General features: G+C 74.1%; 20 protein-coding genes. 12 read left to right on the forward strand and 8 right to left on the reverse strand.

Annotated features, from left to right (window positions below):
* The first annotated feature begins 14 nt into the window (after positions 1-14).
* Positions 15-989, forward strand: a complete 975-nt coding sequence (locus VQH23_RS25180) for a hypothetical protein (protein ID WP_338663410.1) — start codon at positions 15-17, stop codon at positions 987-989.
* Here VQH23_RS25180 and VQH23_RS25185 read toward each other — a convergent pair whose 3' ends face one another.
* The 7 genes from VQH23_RS25185 to flgE form a co-directional block, all read right to left on the reverse strand.
* Complete coding sequence (locus tag VQH23_RS25185; protein WP_338663411.1) at positions 990-1,784, reverse strand: DUF1217 domain-containing protein; 795 nt, start codon at positions 1,782-1,784, stop codon at positions 990-992. It abuts the gene before it with no gap.
* A gap of 1 nt (position 1,785) precedes the next feature.
* The gene (locus VQH23_RS25190) at positions 1,786-2,142 is read right to left on the reverse strand and encodes a flagellar biosynthesis regulator FlaF (protein ID WP_338663413.1); all 357 of its coding nucleotides are present in this window, start codon (positions 2,140-2,142) and stop codon (positions 1,786-1,788) included.
* Entirely contained in the window at positions 2,139-2,576 is a 438-nt protein-coding gene (locus tag VQH23_RS25195; protein WP_338663415.1) for a flagellar biosynthesis repressor FlbT, read from the reverse strand. Before VQH23_RS25195 ends, VQH23_RS25190 begins: the two co-directional genes overlap by 4 nt.
* A gap of 143 nt (positions 2,577-2,719) precedes the next feature.
* The gene (locus VQH23_RS25200) at positions 2,720-3,550 is read right to left on the reverse strand and encodes a flagellin (RefSeq protein ID WP_338663417.1); all 831 of its coding nucleotides are present in this window, start codon (positions 3,548-3,550) and stop codon (positions 2,720-2,722) included.
* Positions 3,551-3,672: 122 nt separating this feature from the next.
* Complete coding sequence (locus VQH23_RS25205) at positions 3,673-4,746, reverse strand: flagellin (RefSeq protein WP_338663418.1); 1,074 nt, start codon at positions 4,744-4,746, stop codon at positions 3,673-3,675.
* Positions 4,746-6,269 carry a FlgK family flagellar hook-associated protein gene (locus tag VQH23_RS25210; RefSeq protein WP_338663420.1) on the reverse strand — a complete coding sequence of 508 codons (1,524 nt, stop codon included), beginning with the start codon at positions 6,267-6,269 and terminating at the stop codon, positions 4,746-4,748. Before VQH23_RS25210 ends, VQH23_RS25205 begins: the two co-directional genes overlap by 1 nt.
* Before the next feature lie 57 nt (positions 6,270-6,326).
* Positions 6,327-7,625, reverse strand: a complete 1,299-nt coding sequence (gene flgE / locus VQH23_RS25215) for a flagellar hook protein FlgE (RefSeq protein ID WP_338663421.1) — start codon at positions 7,623-7,625, stop codon at positions 6,327-6,329.
* A gap of 253 nt (positions 7,626-7,878) precedes the next feature.
* Between flgE and VQH23_RS25220 the strand changes: the two genes are divergently transcribed.
* The 10 genes from VQH23_RS25220 (at position 7,879) to VQH23_RS25265 (ending at position 18,904) form a co-directional block, all read left to right on the forward strand.
* A complete protein-coding gene (locus VQH23_RS25220; protein WP_338663422.1) occupies positions 7,879-9,390 on the forward strand; it encodes a flagellar hook-length control protein FliK in 1,512 nt (503 codons plus the stop codon).
* 13 nt (positions 9,391-9,403) lie between these two features.
* Positions 9,404-10,090 (forward strand): flagellar hook assembly protein FlgD, encoded by a 687-nt coding sequence (locus VQH23_RS25225; RefSeq protein WP_338663423.1) that lies wholly within the window; start codon positions 9,404-9,406, stop codon positions 10,088-10,090.
* A 127-nt stretch (positions 10,091-10,217) separates the two neighbouring features.
* Positions 10,218-11,849 (forward strand): flagellar basal-body MS-ring/collar protein FliF, encoded by a 1,632-nt coding sequence (gene fliF, locus VQH23_RS25230; protein WP_338663424.1) that lies wholly within the window; start codon positions 10,218-10,220, stop codon positions 11,847-11,849.
* Positions 11,846-12,838 carry a flagellar motor switch protein FliG gene (fliG, locus tag VQH23_RS25235; RefSeq protein ID WP_338663426.1) on the forward strand — a complete coding sequence of 331 codons (993 nt, stop codon included), beginning with the start codon at positions 11,846-11,848 and terminating at the stop codon, positions 12,836-12,838. The genes fliF and fliG overlap by 4 nt, the downstream gene beginning before the upstream one ends.
* Positions 12,831-13,460, forward strand: a complete 630-nt coding sequence (locus tag VQH23_RS25240; protein ID WP_338663428.1) for a hypothetical protein — start codon at positions 12,831-12,833, stop codon at positions 13,458-13,460. Before fliG ends, VQH23_RS25240 begins: the two co-directional genes overlap by 8 nt.
* The gene (gene fliN, locus VQH23_RS25245; protein ID WP_338663430.1) at positions 13,457-13,771 is read left to right on the forward strand and encodes a flagellar motor switch protein FliN; all 315 of its coding nucleotides are present in this window, start codon (positions 13,457-13,459) and stop codon (positions 13,769-13,771) included. The genes VQH23_RS25240 and fliN overlap by 4 nt, the downstream gene beginning before the upstream one ends.
* Positions 13,768-15,147, forward strand: a complete 1,380-nt coding sequence (locus VQH23_RS25250) for a sigma-54 dependent transcriptional regulator (protein WP_338663431.1) — start codon at positions 13,768-13,770, stop codon at positions 15,145-15,147. Before fliN ends, VQH23_RS25250 begins: the two co-directional genes overlap by 4 nt.
* Before the next feature lie 6 nt (positions 15,148-15,153).
* Entirely contained in the window at positions 15,154-17,205 is a 2,052-nt protein-coding gene (flhA, locus tag VQH23_RS25255; protein ID WP_338663432.1) for a flagellar biosynthesis protein FlhA, read from the forward strand.
* A gap of 83 nt (positions 17,206-17,288) precedes the next feature.
* Complete coding sequence (locus VQH23_RS25260; RefSeq protein WP_338663433.1) at positions 17,289-18,164, forward strand: hypothetical protein; 876 nt, start codon at positions 17,289-17,291, stop codon at positions 18,162-18,164.
* Complete coding sequence (locus VQH23_RS25265) at positions 18,161-18,904, forward strand: AAA family ATPase (protein ID WP_338663434.1); 744 nt, start codon at positions 18,161-18,163, stop codon at positions 18,902-18,904. The genes VQH23_RS25260 and VQH23_RS25265 overlap by 4 nt, the downstream gene beginning before the upstream one ends.
* Here the strand turns inward: VQH23_RS25265 and VQH23_RS25270 are convergent.
* A complete protein-coding gene (locus tag VQH23_RS25270; RefSeq protein WP_338663436.1) occupies positions 18,901-20,121 on the reverse strand; it encodes a tetratricopeptide repeat protein in 1,221 nt (406 codons plus the stop codon). The genes VQH23_RS25265 and VQH23_RS25270 overlap by 4 nt on opposite strands.
* Before the next feature lie 88 nt (positions 20,122-20,209).
* Between VQH23_RS25270 and VQH23_RS25275 the strand changes: the two genes are divergently transcribed.
* The gene (locus VQH23_RS25275) at positions 20,210-21,319 is read left to right on the forward strand and encodes an OpgC domain-containing protein (protein ID WP_338663437.1); all 1,110 of its coding nucleotides are present in this window, start codon (positions 20,210-20,212) and stop codon (positions 21,317-21,319) included.
* Positions 21,320-21,322 lie beyond the last annotated feature (3 nt).

Here is a 21,322-nt window from a genome sequence, read left to right on the forward strand (position 1 = left end):
CAGCCTCCGCCCCCATGAGCGCCCGGCCCACCCCTCCCCGCCCCTTTCCGCTCGGACGGCGCGCGGCGGGCCTGGCGCTGCTCGGGCTGGCCGGGCCGCCGCGCACCGCCGGGGCACAGGCGGAGCAGGCCCCCGCCATCCTCGTGCCCGGGCCGGAGGACGGGGGCTGCGCCCGCTGGGCCGGCCGCGCCGCCGCCGCGCTGGGGCGCGGGCTGCCGCGGCCGGGGGCGCTTCGCCTCCTCTTCGTCGGCGGGCCGGACGGGGTGACGGCGGCGAACCGCTTCGCGACGCTGGACGGGGCGGAAGGCCCGCGGCTCCTCGCCCTGCCGGGCCTGGCCTGCCACGCGCGGCTGGCGGGCGCGAGCCGGGCGCGGTTCGAGCCCGGTGCATGGCTGCCGCTGCTGGCAAGCTGGCAAGGCGCCGTGCTGGCCGGGCGCGGCCCCCTGTCCGGACGCGGCGCGGCGCCGTTGCGCGTCGCCATCCTCTCCCCCGACGCGCCGGAGGCCGCGGCGCTGGCCGCGCTGGATATGCTGGGCATCGCGGCACGGCCGGTGGCGGGCGCCGCCGAGGCCGCCTTCGCGGCGGGCGAGGCCGACGCGCTGATCGTCACCGGCGCCGATCCGGTGGCCCGGGCCGCGGCGATTGGGGCGGTGCCGTGGCACCTGCTCTCGACCGGCGAGGGCGAGGCGAGCGAGGTGCCGCCCCTGCCCGCACGGGGACCGGAGGCGCGGGCAGTGCTGGCCGCCGCGGCGGGGCTGCAGATGCGCGCCGCTCTTGTTATGCCGCCCCTGACGCCGGCGGACGCGGTGGCGGCCTGGCGCCGCTCGGCGGCCCGCTGGCAGGAGGAGGAGCGGGCGCAGCCGGCCGACGGGCAGCCGCTGACCGGCACCGCCGCCGCGGCCGCCTTCGCGCTGCTGACGCCGCCCGCGGACGTCACCCTCGCCTACCGGGCCTGGCTGGAGCGGCGCCTGGGCTGGCGCGCGGGCTGATCAGGCGAGCAGCGCCAGCAGGCCTGACGCGCCGCCCCCCGCGGTGCCGGAATTGGCGGACATGACGTATCGCTCCGCCAGCCTCGTCGCCTGCTTCGGGTCCGTGAGCGTCGAGAGGTCCAGGCGAGAGGTGATCGCCCGGGCCTGGGTGTCCACCTCCTGGATGGCGATCGTCTGCGGCAGGCCGAGCGCGCCGGTGACGACCCGGCGCAGCACCGCGTCGCCCAGCACCTCGTAGGCGGTCAGCTCCTTCCCGGCGGCCACGCGCTGCTGGAAGTACAAGGCGTCGGCGACGCCGCTCGCCGCGTCGTCCTGCGACACGCGCCACTGGTAGGAGGTGTAGGCGTCCGTCAGCTTCGTCCGCACGGCGGCGTCGCGCAGCCCGTCCAGGCCCTTGGTGGCAAGGTTGAGCGTGGCGGCCGCCGTCCGCCAGCGCGCATCCGTGGCGGCCAGCCTCGACGCCACGGAACGAGAGTCCGCCGGGTCCGACATCAGCGCGCGCAGGGCGAGGCCGGGGCTGTCCACCGCGTCGGGAAGGCCCAGGGCGGGAAGGAGAACCGCGGTGACGCGCGGATCCCGCAGCGCCGCCTCCACCGTCTTGGCCTTGGCGATGCCCTCCGTGAAGCGGGCGATCGCCAGCTTCACGTCGGCTTCGCCCGCCACCTGCGTCACACCCTTCGCCTCAGCCCCCTTCGCGCTCGCGCGGCGCAGCGCCAGCAGTGCCGAAGCGGGATCGGCGGTGCTGCCGCCGGCGGTGCCGCCGCCGAGGATGGCGAGGGCGAGAGAGCCGGACACGCTAGTTGTTCATCGCCAGGCCGGCGGCCATGTTCTCGTTCACCTCGATGAGGAAGGCGAGGTCGGGATCCTCCTTCTCCATCTCCCGCAGCACGGTGCGGCCGACGGAAACAATGGAGGCACGCAACGGGGCCGGCAGGGCGTTGGTGGGATCGATCAGCACCCCCTCCACCGCGAGCCAGAGGCGGCGATTGTCCGCCAGCGCGCGGATGGCGCGCAGGCCCGCCTCCGCCCCCCCACCCTGCGCGGCGCGCAGGGAGCCGTTCACGCGGCGGAACACGTCCGCCTCCTGGGCGCGGATGGGCAGGGCGGCCCGTGTCGCGCGGTAGGCGAGGGCTGGGTTGGGATGCTGCATCATGCGGTCACCTCCTCCGGCACAAGGCGGGTGTTCGAGGGCGGGGCGATGCCGAGCACCGCCTCCTCATGCCGCATCACGCGGCGGGCGAGCTTCAGCGCGGTGTAGCAGTCATCCTCCTCGGCGGCCGTCAGCGCGCGGTCGAGCATGGCGGAGGCGAGGTTGGAGGTGGTGGCCGCCTGGAACTCGGCGATGAGCTGGCGCGCGGCCTCCAGCCCGCGCTCCCTCTCCTCCTCGTTGCCGATATAGGCGGTCTGCAGGGCGAAGTAGATGCGGCGCGCCGGGGTGTCGGCGGCCTCCGGCGGCAGGATCTGCTTGCCGAAGAGGAAGCGGGCCTTCGCCGTCAGCTCGATGCGCGCGCGGTTGCGGAATCGAATGGGGGCGCCGTTGACGACCATCAGGTCGCCCTGGCGGAGTTCGAGAACCAGCGTGGACACGGTCTTCGCGTTCCTTCGTGGCATGCGATGCGCGGCGCGGGCCTCTCGCGGCCGCCGCATCGCCGCCGGGCGGCACCCTGCCGCCCGGCACGATGAATGGGGACGGAACGGGACGCCGCGGTTCTTTCACGGCGCCCTGCCCTTCAGCGGAAGAGGCTCATCAGGCTCTGCGGCGCCTGGTTGGCGATGCTGAGCGACTGCGTGCCGAGCTGCTGCTTGATCTGAAGCGCCTGGAGGGTCGCGCTCTCCTTCGCCAGGTCGGCATCGACCAGCGCCCCCAGGCCTGTCTGCAGGGAGTCCATCTTCTGCTTGTTGTAGTCGATCTGCTCGCCGAGGTAGTTGCTGTTGTTGCCGAAGGTGTTCAGCGCGCTGTTCACCGCCGTCATCTTCGTCGTGAAGTCGCCGCCCGAGGCGAGCATCGAGGCCGCCGAGGCCGCGTCGGTGGGCGCGGCGTCGACGGTGAGGTCCTCGCCGTCCACCGCCGCCAGCGTGTAGGTCGTCCCCTTCTCGTTCCGGACGGTCGCGATGTCGCCGCCGCCCGCGCCGGTGGAGGTGCTGAGCAGGGTACGGCCGTTGTAGGTGGCGTCCGAGACGTAGTTCTGCACCTGCGTGCGGAGCGATTCGTACTGCGACTGGTACTGCGAGCGCTGGCTGTCCGAGAGGGTGCCGTCCGCCAGCTTCACCAGGACGCCCTTGATGTCCCCCATGGTCTCGGAAACCTTGTTCAGGCCCGAGAGCGTGGTGTCCAGCACGCCCTGGACGCCCCCCATCTGTTCGTTGGCGGAGGTGATGCCCGCGATGTCCGCGCGCACGGCCTGGGCGACGGCGAAGGCCGCGCCGTCGTCCTTCGCGTCGGAGACGCGGTAGCCCGTGGAGATGCGCTTCTGCGTCGCGTTCAGCGCGTCGTTGGTCTTGTTCAGCGTCTGCAGCGCGACGGACGCGCCGATATTCGTGTTGACCGAGTTCAGGGCCATCTCTTGCCCCTTTCCTGTCCGGCGAAGGCCGCCTCTCCGGCCCGCGCGCGTTGCGTTCCGCCTCTTGCGGTATGGGCCCATCCTGGGCCGGGCCGGTTAACGGCCCTTGAATCCGGCCCTCATCACAGGAACTTGGTGAGCGAGAGGCCGGAGAGCATCGAGAGCGCCTGCCAGGAGGCCTGGAGGCGCGTCTGCGTGTCCTGCAGCGCGGTCAGCGTGGCGGCGAGGTCGACCTCCTCCACGTCGGAGAGCTGGGAGTTGAGGGCGAGCCCCATGTCCTCGTGGCGCGTCCTCGCCGCCTTCAGGCGCGATTCGGAGAGGCCGAGCGCGCCCGCCTCCTCGCCCAGCCCCGTCATGGCGGATTTCAGGCCCGCCTTCACGCCCGTCATCACCGCGTCGAAGTCGGGGCCGGCGGCGGTCTGGCCCGGGGTGAGGTTGGCGAGGGTCATCAGGCCGCGCAGCAGGTCGCGGGACCAGCTGCCGGTCTCGCTGCCCGTGCCGGAGGCGGCGGCGTTGCGGCTGGCGAAGAGGCCGGTGCCGATCGATTCGCCATCCCCCGTCAGGGTGGTGGGGCGGGGCTCCCCGCCGCCCCTCGCCGGGTCCAGCGCGTAGTCGGAGAAGGGCGTCTGGCCCGGGGCGGTGCCCGTCGCCGCCGCCAGCGTGCCGGCGAGCACGGCGGCGCCGTTCCCCGGTGCCAGGGAGAGGACGGCCGCCGCGATGTCCGTGGCCATGGGCGTGCCCATGATGCCGGCGGGGCTCGGGATGGGCGGGTTCGCCGTGTCGGCACCGCCGAACAGGTAGCTGCTTCCCTGCTTCTCGTTCAGCAGCGCGGCCACTTGGTACACCGCGTCCCGCGCGCCGCTCGCGAGCGAGGCGATGCGGGTGCTGTCGGCGGTGGTGATCTTGCCGGCCTCGGTCAGGAAGCCCTGCGCGAGGGAGGAGAGCTGGGCCAGCGCGTCCTGCGCCGCGGCGGTGGTGCCGAGCGCGCGGTCGATGCCGGCGATGTGGGTCTCGCGCCGGCCGATCTCGCCGCGCAGGCTGATGGCGCGCGCGGCCTCCCCCGCGAAGTCCCCGTACCAGGTGCCGCGCCGCCCGTCCGCCGACTGCGCGGCCAGGGTGGTGAGCTGCGCCTTGATGACGGAGGATTGCTGCACCAGCCGCGCCAGCGCGCCGGAGGCGATCCCCGCGATCGCCATCACCGCACCGCCTGGAAGAGGGTGTCGTACATCGTCTGCACGGTGGAGACGAGGCGGGCATTGGCCGAGTAGGCCGTCTGCAGCGCGATCATCGCGGCCAGTTCCTTGTCCATGTCCACGCCGGACTCCGCGGAGAAGCGGCTCTCCAGCGCGGCGAGCAGGTCGCCCGATCCCTCTGCGGCCTCCTCCGCCTCCGCGCGGGCCGCGGTCTGGGCGGAGACGAGAGAGGAGGCGTAGCCGCCGAGGCTTCGGTTGGAGCGGAGGGAGGAGGCGAGGTTGCCGCCCGGGCCGAGGCCGGTGGTGGCGAAGCCGGGCTGCGGGACCCCGTTGGAGACCTGGGTGCCGAAGGTGTTGTTCAGGACCCGGTCGATGAGGGTGGTGAACGCCGCGGGGCCGGAAGCGGGGTTCGGGGTGAAGGCCGTTGCGCCGCCCGCGCCGGCCGCCACGGCGTGGGTGCCGTCGCGCAATCTGTCGGGGCTTGCCGTCACGGCCGGGTTCACGCGGATCGTGCCGGCAAAGCCGATCCAGCCGCCGGTGGCGTAGGCGGCGGAGGGGTCGGGCACGGCGCCGGCATCGCCGGTGAAGAGGGCGAGGCCCTGCGCGTCGAAGCGCGCGGCGAGGGTTGCGGCGGAGACGTCCAGCTCCGCCTGGGCAAGGGGCAGCTCGGTGTCGCGCAGGGCGGCGTGGGCGGCCAGGGTGCCGCCACCCAGCCGGGCCGTGACGTCGGTGGTGCCGAGCATCACGCCCGGAAGCGTGCCGCCGCTGCCGTGATAGGTCTCCGGCCCGAGCGTGGCATCGGCGAGGGAGAAGGGGCCGCCTTCCGAGTGGAGGGGCAGGTTCAGCCCGCCGGCGGTGATGAGGGTGACGCCGCCATCCGCCCCGGGAACGGCCTTCACCTGCATCATGGAGGAGAGGGCGGCGACGGCCGCGTCGCGCCCATCCTCCAGCTCCGCCGTGCTCCTCCCCTGCGCGCGCAGGGGAATGATCTGGGCTGTGAGGTCGGAGATCTTCCGCAGCGCGTCGTTCAGCGCCTTCACGTCCCCCACCATCGCGTCCTGCGCGCCCTGGCGCGCCTCCTGGATCGCGGAGGAGACGGCGGCGTAGCGCTCCACCAGGTTCCGCGCGGCGCCCACAGTCCGGGACTGGAGCAGCGTGTCGGAGGGGTTCCCGCGCAGCGCCGTGAAGGCGTCGCCGAGGGCGGCGGTGAGGTCCGCGACGGATTCGCCCGTGGCGCCGTGCGCCATCTCCACGCTCTTGAGCAGGGTGGCGCGGGCACCCGCGGCCTCGGTGGCGGCGCGCGCCGCGTTCATCCTGTTCACCAGCGCCGCATCCACTGCCCGCGTCGCCTCCGCGCTGCGGACGCCGGAGGAGAGCGTGCCGGCGACCAGCGCCTCGCCCCGCACCTCCTTGCGGGTGTAGCCGGGGGTGGCGGCGTTCGCGACGTTGGCGGCCGATTGGGCGAGCTGCCGGTTGACGTGGGACAGGCCGCTGCGCGCGATGGACAGGGCGAGGTCGAGACTCATCCGCTCCGTTGCTCCGTTACGGGGTCAGCGCCGGGCGGCGCGGGGCCGCTACCGCGCTCAGCGGCGCATGTTGATCGTGTCCTGGAGCAGCTCGTCCGAGGCGGTGACGATCTTCGTGTTCGCGGCGTAGGCGCGCTGCGCGAGGATGAGTTTCGAGAACTCCGAGGCGATGTCCACGTTGGAGCTCTCCAGCGAGGAGGTGACGATCTTGCCGCCGCCGTTCGAGGCCGCGTCGTTCACCCGCGCCTCGCCGCTCTCGGTCGTGCGGAGATAGGCCTGGCCGTCCACCTTCTGCAGCCTGTCCGGGTCGGCGAAGGTCACGACGGGCACGCGGCCGATGTTGCGGCTCTCGCCGTTGTCGTAGTTCACGGTCAGGTCGCCGTTGTCGCTGAGCGAGACGGAGGAGAAGCTGCCCTGTGGCACGCCGTCCTGCCGGAGGTAGCGCAGCGTGTACTCCGTGCCCGCGTACTGCGTCATGCCGGAGGGCTGGCCGAAACTGCCGAGGTTGAGCTGGATGGTCTGAGCGCCCTGGCCGAAATCGGCGGAGAAGGTCACGGTCGCCGGATCGCCCGGCACCGCCGCGCTGCCCGTCAGCCCCGTGCCCGTGCCGAAGGACCCGATCGTGCCGGCGGCGGTGGTGGGGCTGGCGGCGGTGCCGAAGTTCACGTCGATGGTGCGCGTGGTCACGCCCGAGCCGTCATCCGGGATGTTCATGGAGAGCTGCCAAGTGTTGGTGCCCGTGTTCGTCCAGGTCATGTCCACCGCGTGCAGGCGGCCGAGGCTATCGTAGATCTGGATGCTGGCATTCGCCGGGGTGGTGGTGGAATCCGCGGGCAGGTTGGCGGAGAGGTTCACGTTGCTCGTCGCCACGGGGTTGTAGACGGACTGATCCACCCGCAGCGGCCCGATGTTGGACCGGTCCGGCGCGCCGTTCGCGCCCGTGGCCCAGCCCTGCAGGTAGTAGCCCTGGCCGTTCACCAGGTAGCCGTCCGTGTTCATGCCGAAGTCGCCGGCGCGGGTGTAGTAGGTGCGCGCGTCGAAGGTGGTCGCGCCGTTCTCCGTGCCCGTCGCGCTCGACACCGCGAACATGCCCTGCCCCGCGATCGCCATGGCCAGCGGGTTGTCCGAGGACTGCACCGTGCCCTGCACGGAGACGGTGTAGTCCGGCCGCGCGGCGACGGAACCGGGCTGGTTCACCCCCGCGGTGGAGCGGGTGACGTAGGAGACGAAGTTCGTGTCCGTGCGCTTGAAGCCGGTGGTTTGGCTGTTCGCCACGTTGTCTGCGACATTGCCGAGCGCGCGCGACTGGGCGGTCAGCCCGCTGATGGCCGTGTTCATCGAGGCGTAGAGCGACATGCCGGGCTCCGTGCGATGGTCGGTGGGGTAGGATGTCGGGCCCCGGCTTTTCCTGGCGCCCGGCATTCCCGGCGCAACGCCCGTGCCAGCCCCGTGGCGGGTTCCCGGCGGCGGGGCCTGCCGAAGGGCGGCAAGCCCTGCCGCCTTCCGGGCCGGGTTTGCCGTGCCGCGCGCGGCGCGGGCTGGCAGGCGGCTTGCGGCTTCCCCGCCCGGGGCCGGCCCGATCCGCGGCGGCCAGGGAGCGGAAACCGTGATGGACGTGCTGGAGAGCCCGCCGGCAGGCGCATCGCCGCGCATCGTCGCGCCGAGAGGTGCGATCCCGGGAGGTGCCGTGACGAGACATGCCGCGGCCGGGGTGCCGGAGGGCGGCTTCGCGCAGGCACTGCACGATGCCACGGGCGCGGCGGGGGCGCCTGGTGCGCAGGCCGGGGCCGCGCTGGCGCAGGCAGCCGGATCGCAGGCCGCGGGCGCGGTCACGCCTGAGCCTTCCGCACCGGCGACGGGCACCGTCGCCTCCCTGTTCAGGAGCGATGCGGCGCTGTCGGGCACGGCGGAGGCGGAGGCGACGCAGGCCGGCCGCTCTCAGACCGGCCTCTCTCCAAGCGCCCTCTCTCAAGTCGGCGGGCCGGGAGCGGTGCCGCCGGACGCGGGGGCCGGGGCGGCGCCCGGGCCGACCGCCCGGCAGGGCGAGGAAGCGGCAGCGCCCGAGCCCGCCCTTCCGGCCGATCCTGTCCGGGAAGGCCCGCCGGGTGGCGAGGGGGACGCGGCCGGGCCGGAAGACGGGGAAGCGACGGCTTCCGATGCCGGGCCGGCACCGGAGGGGGCTGTCGCGCCCCCTGCCCTCCCCGTGCATTCCCTCGCTCCGGGCGCGGCCGGGCCGGCACCGCCGCCGGTTGCCGTTGCGGCGGAGGAGCACCTCGATTTCCGGGAGGCCGCCGGTGCAGGGCGGGCCGGGCCGCCGGCCGCGGCGGCGGCTCCCCACGGTCCCGGTGCCGCCGCAGCACCGGAGGCGCAGAGGCCCGGCCCTGCCGGGACCGTGCGGAACGAAACCGCCTCAGGGGCGGATACGCGCCCGGAGGAGCCCCGGCGGGACACCCTCGCAACGGCAGCATCGGCGGCGGTGGCCCTGGAGGACGCCGCGGCTTCCGGCGCGCCGCCCCCGGAGATCTTCACGGATGATCCGGCGCAGAAAGGGCTGGCGGACCCCGCCTTGGCCTCCTCTGCCTCCCCGGCCGCGCAAGCCGCCCCCGCCCTTCCGGGCCTGCTTCCCGCGCCGCCGCCGATGGCCATCATCCCGCCCGCTGCATCGGCCGAGGCCCCGCGCCTGGTGCCGCGCACCGCCCCCATCGAGCAGGTGGCGCCCGTCGCCATCGCGGTCGCCCTGGGCGGCGCGGACGGGCGGATCGCCATCAGCCTGGACCCGGTGGAGCTCGGCCGCGTGGAGGTGGTGGTGGAGCGGGCAGGCGACGCCGCGCACGTCCAGGTGGCGGCGGAGCGGCCGGAGACCCTCGCCCTGCTGGCCCGCGACGGGGCGGCGCTGGATCGTGCCCTCGGCGGCGCCGGGATCGGCGAGGGCGGGCGCAGCCTGAGCTTCTCCCTTCTTTCCGATTCCGGCGCGGGGTCCGGGGGCGGCTTCTGCGGTGGGGGTGGCGGGCGGGAAGAGGGCCGCCGCCCCGGCGGGGGTTGGGCGGCCGAACGCAACGCGGCGGAGGAGGCGGGCCCGGGGCGCCGCGCCCTCCTCGGCCTGCTCGACATCGCGATCTGACGGGAGACGGGACATGGCCACCACCACCGCGACGACACCGACCACCAACACCGCAAACGCCGGCACCGCGGCCGCCGGCGCCTCCACCACCGCCCGCACGCAGCTGGCGGGCAGCTTCAACAACTTCCTCACGCTGCTGACGACGCAGCTGAAGAACCAGTCCCCCACCGATCCGCTCGACACCAACGAGATGACGGCGCAGCTCGTGCAGTTCGCCTCGGTGGAGCAGCAGATCGCGATGAACGGGAACCTGGAGTCGATGGTCGCGCTCCAGCAGGCCGCGCAGCTCACCGCCGCCTCGCCGATGCTCGGGCAGCGGGTGGAGGTGCAGGGCGATCAGCTGCCCTTGCAGGATGGCCGCGCCACGGTGCGGCTGCCCGCCGCAGGGGCCGCGCGCACGGCGCGGGTGGCGATCCTGGACGGCAGCGGCAAGGTGCTGCGCGAGGCGCAGGTGCGGCTCGGCGCGGCGGGGCAGGACTGGAGCTGGGACGGGAAGGACGCCAACGGCAAGCAGCTGCCGGACGGGGCCTACAAGGTGGCGGTGACCGGCGCGGACACGAATGGCGGCCCCGCCACCACCTCCTTCACCGTGGTTGGTACGGCCACGGCGGCGGAGCGGGTGAACGGCGCGCTGCGGCTTCGGATGGGCGCGGCGAGCTACGGCTTCGACGCCGTGCGCTCCATCGCCGGCGGGGGCTGACGCGTAACCGCCCGTTAACCCCCACCCGGCAAGGATTGCCGGGCCGGCAAGAGGCCGGTGCGAGGGGGTTGGCTCCATGCAGAGGCAGAAGCGGCCTGGACTGTCCGCGGCGGGGGGCGCGCGCTGAATGGCCGCCTTCCTGGCCCAGCTCCGCGCCCTCGGCCCCGCCCGGCTGGGCGCCATGGCAGCCACCGCTCTCGCCGTGCTCGGGCTGCTCGCCTGGCTCGGCACCCGCGCCGGGCAGCCCGGCATGGCCCTTCTCTACGCGGAGCTGGACCCGCGCGACGCGGGAGCCGTGGTGGCCTCGCTGGAGCGGCAGAAGGTGGCCTTCCGGCTGGGATCGGGCGGCAGCTCCATCCTCGTGCCGGAGGAGATGGTGCCAAGATTGCGCCTTTCCCTGGCGCGGGAGGGCCTGCCCTCCGGCGGCAATGTGGGGTGGGAGATCTTCGACCGCGGCGAGAGCCTGACCACCACCCCTTTCCAACAGGACGTGAACCGGCTGCGCGCGATGGAGGGCGAGCTCTCCCGGACCATCCGCGGCCTGGCCGGCGTGCGCGCCGCGCGGGTCCACCTGGTGCTACCGCGGCGGGAGGCCTTCTCCCGCCAGGGGACCGAGGCACAGGCGAGCGTGGTGCTGACCATGCAGGGCGTGCAGCGGCTGGACCGGGACGGGGTGCAGGCCGTGCTGCACCTCGTCGCCACCGCCGTGCCGGGGCTGCTGCCGCGCAGCGTCTCCATCGTGGACAGCCGGGGCGAGCTGCTGGCGCGCGGCGGCCAGGCGCTGTCCGGCCCGGCGGCGGCGGCCACGCAGGAGGAGGTGCGGCGCGCCGAGGGGCTGCGGATCGCGCGCGGCCTGGAGGAGATGCTGGAGCGCAGCCTCGGCGCCGGCCGGGTGCGGGCGGAGGCGACGGTCGAGATGGACTTCGACCGCGTGCAGACCACCGAGGAGCGCTTCGACCCCGAGAACCAGGTGCCCCGCAGCGTGCAGAGCAGCCAGGAGCAGTCCCGCGGCGCGGAGGGCGGGAACGTCTCCGTTGCCAACCAGCTGCCGGGGGCGGATGCGGGCGGCGGGAACGCCAGCCAGGAGAGCAAGAACGAGGAGACGACGAACTACGAGATCGGCAAGACCGTGCGGAACACCGTGCGGGAGCACCCCGTGACGAAGCGCCTCTCCGTCGCCGTTCTGGTGGACGGGGTGTGGGAGGGGACGCCCCCCGCCTTCCGGGAACGGGGCGCGGAGGAACTGGCGCGGATCGCGACGCTGGTTCGCAGCGCGATCGGCTTCGACGAGCGGCGCGGCGACCGGGTGGAGGTGGTCTCCATGCGCTTCGCGGCGCCTGAGGGCGGGGACAGCCCGGCCGATCCCGGCGTGCTCGGGCTGGGCCTTGGGCCGGCCACCGCCGCGCGGCTCGCCGAATCCGGACTTTACGCGCTGGTTGCGCTGGTGGCGATCCTGCTGGTGGTGCGGCCGATGACGAAGCGGCTGACGGCCACGCTGGTGCCGCAGCCCGCCCTGGCCGGCATCGGGCCGGACGGCGCCGCGCTGCCGGGCAACGGAATGGCGGCAGCCCTGGCGGGCGTGCCCGGTGCGGCGGGCGCCCTGGCCGGGCCCGAGGGCGACGAGATGGTGAGCCTGGAGAACGTGCACGGCCAGCTCCGCGCCTCCTCCGTCGCGCAGGTGAACGCGCTGATGGAGGCCCACCCGGACGAAGGGCTGGCAGTGGTGCGCGGCTGGCTGGCCCCGGAGGAGGCGCGATGACGATGCTGACAGGCCCGCAGAAGGCTGCCGTCCTTCTCCTCACCCTCGGCGAGGACCAGGCGCGGCGGCTCTTCGCCCGGCTGCACGAGGACGAGATCCGCGACGTCTCCGCGGCGATGTCCACGCTCGGCGCCGTCGACGCGGCAGTGGTGGAGGAGCTGTGCAAGGAGTTCAGCGACAGCCTCGGCGCCACCGGCAAGCTCATCGGCTCCTTCGAGACGACGGAGCGGATGCTGCTGAAGACCCTGCCGCCCGACCGCGTGGCGCAGATCATGGAGGAGATCCGCGGACCGGCCGGGCGGACCATGTGGGACAAGCTCGGCAACGTCTCGGAGGCCGTCCTCGCGAACTACCTGAAGAACGAGTACCCGCAGACCGTCGCCGTCGTGCTCTCCAAGGTGCGGCCGGACCATGCGGCGCGCGTGCTGGCGCTGCTGCCGGAGGGTTTCGCCATGGAGGTGGTGATGCGGATGCTGCGCATGGAGACCGTGCAGAAGGAGGCGCTGGAGGGCGTGGAGCGCACCCTGAAGATGGAGTTCATGAGCAACCTGGCCCGCGCCAGCCGCCAGGACAGCCACGAGATGATGGCCGAGATCTTCAACAACCTGGACCGCACCGCCGAGGGCCGCATCATGGCCGCGCTGGAGGAGCGCAACCACGAGAGCGCGGAACGCATCCGCGCGCTGATGTTCACCTTCGACGACCTGAGCCGGCTGGACGGCCAGGGCGTGCAGATGCTGCTGCGGAGCGTGGACAAGGACAAGCTGGCCCTGGCGTTGAAGGGCGCGAGCGAGCCGTTGAAGGACCTATTCTTCGGCAATCTCTCGGAGCGCGCGGCGAAGATGCTGAAGGACGACATCGCCGCGCTGGGCGCCGTGCGGCTGCGCGACGTGGACGAGGCGCAGGCGATGATGGTGGCGACCGCGAAGGACTTGGCCGCCACGGGCCAGATCCAGCTGGAGGACGGGCAGGAGCAGATGATTGCCTGAGATGTTCCCCATGCCCATGGGCCTTCGCGGTCTCTCCCTGCCCGATCTGGACGCCCCGAACCGGCCGGCGCCCCCGCCGCCCTCCGGCCCCTCGATCGAGGAGCTGCTGGAGGCCGCGCGGCGCGAGGGCCACGCCGCCGGGCTGCGCGAGGGGGAGGCGCGCGGGCGCGCCGCCGGCGAGGCCTCCCGTGAGGCGATGGCGGAGGAGGCGGTCCGCATCGCCCTGCTGCAGCTGGAGGGCGCGCGCGAGGCGGCGCGCGACGCGGCGGACGAGAACGCCGCCGCCCTGGCCGAGATGCTGGTGGGGGCGGTGGACGCCGCCCTACCCGGCGCCGCGGCGCGCGAGGCCCCGGCCCTGCTGGAGCCGCTGATCCGCGCCCTGGGCCCGGTAGAGGAAGCGCCGCCCGGCGCCACCCTGCGCGTGCCCCCTGCCCTGCTGGACCACGCCCGCGCGCGCTTCGGCGGCATCGGCCTGCCGATCGAGGCCGACCCCGCGCTGCCCGAGGGCGATGCGCGGATCGTCTGGCGCCATGGCGGGCTGGACCTCGACCTCTCCCGCCGTCGCGCCGCGATCCGCGACGCGCTGGGCGCCCTGCACCTTCCGATGGAGGACAACGCATGAGCAACGGCTTCGAGCCCGTGAGCGCCGACGAGGCTTCCGAATCCCGCCACATCCCCGGCGTGCAGGGGCTGGACGCGGTCTACGACATCCCCGTGCAGGTCAGCGCCGTGCTGGGCCGGGCGACGCTGCAGGTGAGCCAGTTGCTGAAACTCGGCCGCGGCGCGGTGGTGGAGCTGGACCGCAAGCTCGGCGAGGCGGTGGACATCTACGTCAACAACCGCCTCGTCGCGCGCGGCGAGGTGGTGATGGTGGAGGACAACCGCCTGGGCGTGACGATGACGGAGATCGTGAAGGCGGACCGCGCGGGATGACCCGCCTCCTCATCATCGGCAGCCTGGAGGCGGAGCTGGGCCAGGCGGCGCGCATCGCCACCTCGCGCGGGGCGCGGCTGCGGCAGGCGGACGGTGTGACATCCGGCATCACCCTGGCGCGGGGCGAGGGATTCGACCTCATTCTCTGCGACGTGCTGCACGACGTGGCTTGGCTCGTCACCTCCCTGGAGGCGGAGCGGATCGCCTGCCCCGTGGTGGCCTGCGGACGCAACGCCGATGCCGCCGCCGCTGTGCGCGCCATTCAGGCCGGCGCGAAGGAGTTCCTGCCGCTGCCGCCGGACGCGGAGCTGATCGCGGCCATGCTCCAAGCCGCCATGGGCGAGGCGGACGCGCCCGTGCACCGCGATCCCGCCATGGCCGCTGTGCTGAAGCGGGCGGAGGGGGTCGCGCGGGCTGAGGCGAGCGTGCTCATCACCGGGGAGAGCGGCACGGGCAAGGAGGTGCTGGCGCGGCACATCCACCGCCATTCCCGCCGGGCCGAAGGTCCCTTCGTCGCGCTGAACTGCGCGGCGCTGCCGGAGGCGCTGCTGGAGAGCGAGCTGTTCGGGCACGAGAAGGGCGCCTTCTCCGGCGCCGTGGCCGCCCGCCGCGGCAAGTTCGAGCAGGCCGATGGCGGCACGCTGTTGCTGGACGAGATCGGCGAGATGGACCCGCGCCTGCAGGCCAAGATCCTGCGCGCCCTGCAGGAGCGGGAGATCGACCGATTGGGCGGAGCCGGCCCGGTGAGGGTGGACGTGCGGATCCTGGCCGCCACCAACCGCGACCTGTCCGCCGAGGTGGCGGCGGGGCGGTTCCGGGAGGACCTGTTCTTCCGCCTGAACGTGGTGGCGCTGCGCATCCCCGCCCTGCGCGACCGGCCTGACGACATCCTGCCCATCGCCGAGCACTTCGCCCGCCGCTACGCCGAGGCGAACGGCATGCCGCAGCGGCGCTTTGCCCCCGCCGCACGCGCCGCGCTGCTGGGCCATACCTGGCCGGGGAACGTGCGAGAACTGGAGAACACCGTGCACCGCGCCGTGCTGCTGGCCGAGGGCGACGACATCGGCGCGGAGGCCGTGGAGCTGCACGTCCCCGCGCCGCGCGCCGCCACGGCCGCCATGCCCGAAGCGCAGGCCGCGCGACCGGTGGGCGTGGCCGCACTCGTCGGGCGGCGCATGGAGGAGGTGGAGCGCGACCTGATCCTGGAGACGCTGACGCACTGCCTGGGGAACCGCACACGCGCGGCGGAGATCCTCGGCATCTCCATCCGCACGCTGCGGAACAAGCTGCATGAGTACCGCGCGGCCGGTGCCGCGGTGCCGATGGCGCCGGGGCAGATGCCGATGGCGCCCTTCCCCTACGCGCAGCTGGGCTGACCGCGCATGGCGCTTCCCCCCTGGCTCCGGAACCTCGGCGGCTCCACCGACGTGGCGCTGGCGATCGGTGTCGCCATGCTCATCGTCGTGCTGGTGGTACCCCTGCCGGTGGTTCTGCTGGACGGGGGGCTAGCGCTCTCGGTCACGCTCTCCGTGCTCGTGCTGATGACGGCGCTGTTCCTGCAGCGGCCGCTGGACTTCACCTCCTTCCCGACCATCCTGCTGCTGACCACGCTGCTGCGCCTGGCGCTGAACGTCGCGACCACCCGCACCATCCTGACGCACGGGCATGAGGGGCCAGAGGCGGCGGGCCATGTCGTCTCCGCCTTCGGCGGCTTCCTGATGGGGGGCGACGTGCTGGTGGGCATGATCGTCTTCGCCATCCTGCTCGTCGTGAACTTCATGGTCGTGACGAAGGGGTCCGGCCGCATCGCGGAGGTGGCGGCGCGCTTCAGCCTGGACGCCATGCCCGGCAAGCAGATGGCGATCGACGCCGACCTCTCCGCCGGCCTCATTGACGACAAGACGGCCCGCCAGCGCCGCGCGGACCTGGAGGCGGAGAGCGGCTTCTACGGCGCCATGGACGGTGCCGCGAAGTTCGTTCGCGGGGACGCGATCGCGGGGCTGATCGTCACCGGCATCAACCTGCTGGGCGGCATCGCCATCGGCGCGGGGCGGCACGGGCTGCCCTTCATGGAGGCAATCACCACCTTCGCCTCGCTCACCGTGGGTGACGGCCTCGTGTCCCAGATCCCGGCGCTGCTCACCTCCGTCGCGGCCGGCATCGTGGTGACGAAGGGCGGCACGGAGGGCACGGCGGACAAGGCGCTGGTGCAGCAGCTCGGCTTGGCCAAGCCGCTCTGGATCGCGGCCGGCGCGTCGGGGATGATGGGCTTCCTGCCGGGGATGCCGCTCATCCCCTTCCTGCTGCTGGCCGGGGCTTTCGGGGCCGGGGCGTGGCAGCGCCGCAAGGCCGACGTGAAGGCGGAGGAGGTGGCCGCCGCCCCGCCCGCCGCCCCGGCCGAGGCACCGATCGCGGAGACGCTGCGGATCGACATGCTGCGGATCGAGCTGGGCTACGGGCTGCTCTCGCTTGCGGCCGGCGAAGGGCCACGGCTGACGGAGCAGATCCGCAACCTCCGCAGGACCGTGGCGCAGGAGATGGGCTTCGTGCTGCCCAGCGTGCGGCTGCAGGACAACCTGCACCTTCGCCCGCACGAGTACGTGGTGCGCGTGAAGGAGATCAAGGCCGGACGGGGTGAGCTGCGGATCCCCATGCACCTGGCGATCGACCCCGCCGGCGGCCGCCCGGACATGCCGGGCGAGCCGTGCGAAGAGCCCACCTTCGGCCTGCCGGCCCTCTGGATCGAGGAGCACCGCAAGGACGAGGCGCTGGCGCGCGGCTGCACGGTGGTGGACGGCGCGGGCGTGCTGGCGACGCACCTGACGGAGATCGTGCGGGACAACATGCCGGAGCTGCTGAGCCACGCCGAGGCGCAGAAGCTGATCGATGAATTGCCGCCTGAGAACGGCAAGCTCGTCGCCGACCTTATCCCGCAGCAGATCACCACGGGGGGCGTGCAGCGCGTGCTGCAGGCGCTGCTGGCCGAGCGCGTCTCCATCCGCGACCTGCCCACCATCCTGGAGGGGGTGCAGGAGGCGATGGCGGCCGGCGCCCGCGGCGTGCCGGCGCTGGTGGGGGTGGTGCGGGCGCGGCTGGCGCGCCAGCTCTCCGATGCCGCGCGGGGGCCGGCCGGCTACGTGCCGCTGATCACCCTCTCCGCCGAGTGGGAGCAGGCTTTCGCCGAAGCCCTGGTGGGGCCGGGCGACGAGCGGCAGCTGGCCATGGCGCCGTCCCGCCTGCACGACTTCATGGCGCGGCTGCGCGACAGCTTCGACCGTGCCACCGCGCAGGGCGAGGCTCCCGTGCTCGTCTGCAGCCCGGGCGTGCGGGCGCATGTGCGCGCGATCGTGGAGCGCTTCCGCCCGGCCACCCCCGTGCTGGCGCAGACGGAGATCCACCCGCGCGCGCGCATCCGCACGGTGGGGGCGATCTGATCTTCACCTTCCGGCAACCACGGGCGGCCCAGGCTTAACCCATGCGGCTCCGAGTCATCCGCGCAGCCAGGATGGCCGACGCCATGGCGGAACTCCGCCTGGCGCTGGGCCCCGACGCGCTGATCCTTTCCACCCGGCGCACCGCCTCGGGGGTGGAGGTGACGGCCGCGCTCGAGCCGGCGGAGGAGGAGCCCCCTCCCCCGCCGCCGCTGCCTTTACCGGCCGCGGCTCCCGCGGCCGCCGATCCGCTGGCACGCCACAATATCCCGCCGGCCCTGCGCGGGCGCATCGGCGCGGGCGGGGCTGCCTGCCTCGCCGCCGCGTTCCGCTTCGCGGCACTGCCGGACGCCGCGGCGCGCCCCCTGGCCCTGGTGGGGCCGCCGGGGGCGGGGAAGACGTTGACGGTCGCGAAGCTTGCCACCCGAATGGTGATGCGCGGCGCCCGCCCGCTGGTCGTCACGGCCGATTCCCAGCGAGCGGGGGCGGCGGAGCAGATCGCGGCCTTCACGCGGGTCCTGGGCATCCCGCTCGTCGCTGCCGGCACGGGCGCAGGGCTGGCCGCTGCCATGGCGGGGCGGCAGGCCGGCCAGCCCCTGCTGCTGGACACGGCGGGCTGCGATCCCTTCGATCCCGCCCAGGCCGAGCAGCTCCTTGCCCTGCTACGTGTCACGGATGCGGCGCCGGTGCTGGTCCTGCCCGCGGGGCTGGACGCGGAGGAGGCGATGGAGGCGGCGCGCGCCTTCTCGGCGCTGGGCGCCCGCCATCTGCTGCCGACGCGGCTGGACGGCGCCCGGCGCCTTGGCGGCGTGCTGGCCGCTGCCCTCGCCGGGCCGCTCGCGCTGACGGAGGCCGGGACCGGTCCGGGCGCGGCGGACGGCCTCACCCCCCTCACCCCGGCCGGGCTGGCGGAGCGGCTGCAAGGCCCCGCCCGCCCGAGGGCCGCACAGGAGGCCGCATGAGCCGCTTGATTGGGATCGCGTCCGGCAAGGGCGGCGTCGGGAAGACGGTGCTGGCGATCGGGCTCGCCCAGGCCCTGGCCCGTGCCGGGCGCCGCGTGCTCCTGGCCGATGGCGATCTGGGTCTCGCGAACGTGGACGTGCAGCTGGGGCTGGAGGCGCGGCACGACCTGATGGCCGTGCTCGCCGGCGACGTGGCGCTGGGCGGGGCGGCGATCCGGGTGGAGGCGGGCTTCGAGGTGCTGCCCGGCCGCTCCGGCTCCGGCGCGCTCGCGGGGCTGGATCCGGGCTGGATCGACCGCTTCCTAGCCCTGCTGCGGGAGGCGCCGCAGGACGACGTGGTGCTGGATATCGGCGCGGGGCTGGATCCCGTGCCGCGCCGCCTCTCGGCCGGCTGCGACGCGCTGCTGGTTGTGGCGACCGACGAGCCGACGAGCCTGACCGACGCCTACGCCGTGCTGAAGCTGCTGCGGCGCGATGCTCCGGCGGCGGAGGCGCGGGTGGTGGTGAACCTCGCCGCCGACACCGCCGCGGGCGCGCGCACCCACGCCGCGCTGGATCGGGCCTGCCGCGGCTTCCTCGGGCGCGGGGTGCCCCTGGCGGGGGTGGTGCGGCGCGACCCGAAGGTGCGGGACGCGATCCGCCACCAAGCGCCGCTCCTCACCCGCCACCCCACCTGCCCCGCCGCGCGCGACCTGGAGGCACTGGCGGCGGGGCTGATGGCGGCACGGGCGGCGGCCTAGCTCCGGCGCAGCACCATCAGCGTGCCCGCCACCGGCGCCCCGCGCTCCTCGCGCAGCGTCACGTCCTCCAGCTCCAGCAGGCTCAGCCGCGTGGCCTCCGCAAGCGCGATGACGTGGGCGGGGTCGTGGCGGTAGCGCATGCCCGGGCCGAGCGCGTAGGGCGCCCCGAGCCCCGTCTCGAGGCTGAAAGCGGCGTGGCCGCCCGGGCGAAGCGCGGCCGCCATGGCGTTCAGCGCCGGGGCGAGGTCGCCGAGGTAGTTCAGCACGTCTGCCGCCGCCACCAGGTCGTAGGCGCCGCGGTGCCGGGCCAGGAACTCCACCAGCTCCGCCTCCTCCAGCGCCTCGTAGACGCCGCGGGCCCGCGCCGCGTCCAGCATGCGCGGGGAGAGATCCACGCCCGTCATGCGCCGCGCCCAGGGGCGCAGCGCCTGGCCGGAGAGGCCGGTGCCGCAGCCCGCGTCCAGCACGTCCAGATCGCCCGCCGGCTCCAGCCCGGCCCCGCGCAGCAGGGCGGCCAGGGCCTCCGGCGTGCGGTACCCCAGCGCGCCGGTCAGCTCCGCCTCGAAGCGGGGCGCGTAGTTGTCGAAAAGGGTGCGCACATAGGCGGCGGAGGGCCTGGCCGGCGCCTTCCCCTCGCCGAGCGAGGCGAGGAGGAAACGGGCCTGGGCGGCCACCTCGCCCCCGGCCGAAAGGGCGCGGCGCGCGGCCTCGGCGGCGCCCGGTGCGCCGGCATCCCGCAGCCCGTGCGCGAGGGCGAGCTGCGCCTCCGGATCCTGCGGCGTCAGGGCCACGGCCTCCCGCAGGTGCGGCATCGCCTCCCCCACCCGGCCGAGGGCGCAGAGCGCCTGGCCGAGGTTGCGGTGGGAGACGGCGTCGGCCGGGCGCTTCGCCACGGCGCGGCCCAGCACCTCCACCGCCTCTTCCAGCATGCCGGCCGCCGCCAGGGTGGCGCCGCGGCCCGCGAGGAAGACCGGGCTCTCCGGCATCCGCGCCAGGGCGCGTTTGGACAGCGTGAGGGCCGCTTCTAGGTCGCCGCTCTGCCGGGCGATGATCCCCAGCAGGTGGGTGGCGTTCGGCTCGTCCGGGTCGATCGCGAAGGCGCGGCGGTACAGGGCAATCGCTCCCTGGACGTCGCCGACCGACTGGCGCGCCGCCCCCTCCCGCACGATGGCGTCCAAGGTCTGACGGCTGTCCTGCGGCGTGCTAGGCTGGGGCATGAGGGGCTCCGGAAAGGCCGGCATGGGGGAATCGATCCGCACGCCACTGCTTCTGGGGGGCTTGATCCGAGGAGGTCGTGACCTGCGCGTGGACCTCGCGCGGGGAATCGCCCTTTGGTTCATCTTCGTGGACCACGTGCCCGGCAATGTGCTGGGGCGGCTCACGATCCGCAACGTGCTGCTCTGCGACGCGACGGAGGTCTTCGTGCTGCTGGCGGGCTACGCCGCCGGCATCGCCTATGGCCGCCAGCTGGAGCGGGAGGGCTGGCTGCGCGCCGGGGCGCGCGTGGCAGGGCGGTGCTTCACCCTCTACGTGGCCCACATCTTCCTCTTCGTCGTCTTCACGGCGCAGGTCGGGTACTCGGCCGCGACACTGGACGCCAGCGCCTATCTCGACGAGCTGCACCTCGACCCCTTCCGGGACGCGCCCTACCTAGCGCTGCTGAAAGCGCTGCTCCTCTCCTACCAGCCGGCCTTCCTCAATATCCTGCCCCTCTACGTCGTGGTGCTCGGCCTCTTCGCCCTGGCGCTGCCGCTGCTGCGGCGGCCGGGGCTGATGCTCGGCGCCTCCGCGCTCCTCTATGCAACGGCGCGGCTAGGGGAGGTGAACCTGCCCTCCTGGACGGGGGGCGGGTGGTTCTTCAACCCCTTCGCCTGGCAGCTCCTCTTCGCCGTCGGGGCGGTGCTGGGCGGCGGCGGGAACGAGGGAAAGCAGAAGGGGGTGGGCTGGCGGCCCTGGGTCGGCGCGGCCTGCGGGCTGGTCCTCGTGCTCTCCTTTGCCGCCACACTCGTCGTCTATCTCCGGCGGGACCTGATCGGGCTGCTGCCGCTGCCCGTGGCGACGGTGGTGGATGCGGTGGACAAGTCGGCGCTGCACCCGTTCCGCCTGCTCTCCATCCTGGCGCTGGCCTACCTCGTCGCCCACGCCGTACCGCGCGGGGCCGCCTGGCTGGGAGGGCTGCTGGCCCGCCCCTTTGTCCTCATCGGGCAGCAGGGGCTTCCGGTGTTCTGCGCGGGGATCTTCCTCTCCTTCCTCGGCCGGCTGGCCTTGGAGTGGCGGGAGGGGTGGGAAATGCAGTTGGCCGTGAACGCCGCCGGGCTGGGGGCGCTGGTGGCCATCGCGGCCGTGGTGGCCTGGGCGGACCGGAAGCCCCCGAAGCCCGTCTTGCCGCCCGCCCCCGCCCTCGATACGGCTTAGGGA

Origin of the sequence: Pararoseomonas sp. SCSIO 73927 (assembly GCF_037040815.1) — a bacterium.
In the GTDB taxonomy this organism is placed as follows: domain Bacteria; phylum Pseudomonadota; class Alphaproteobacteria; order Acetobacterales; family Acetobacteraceae; genus Roseomonas.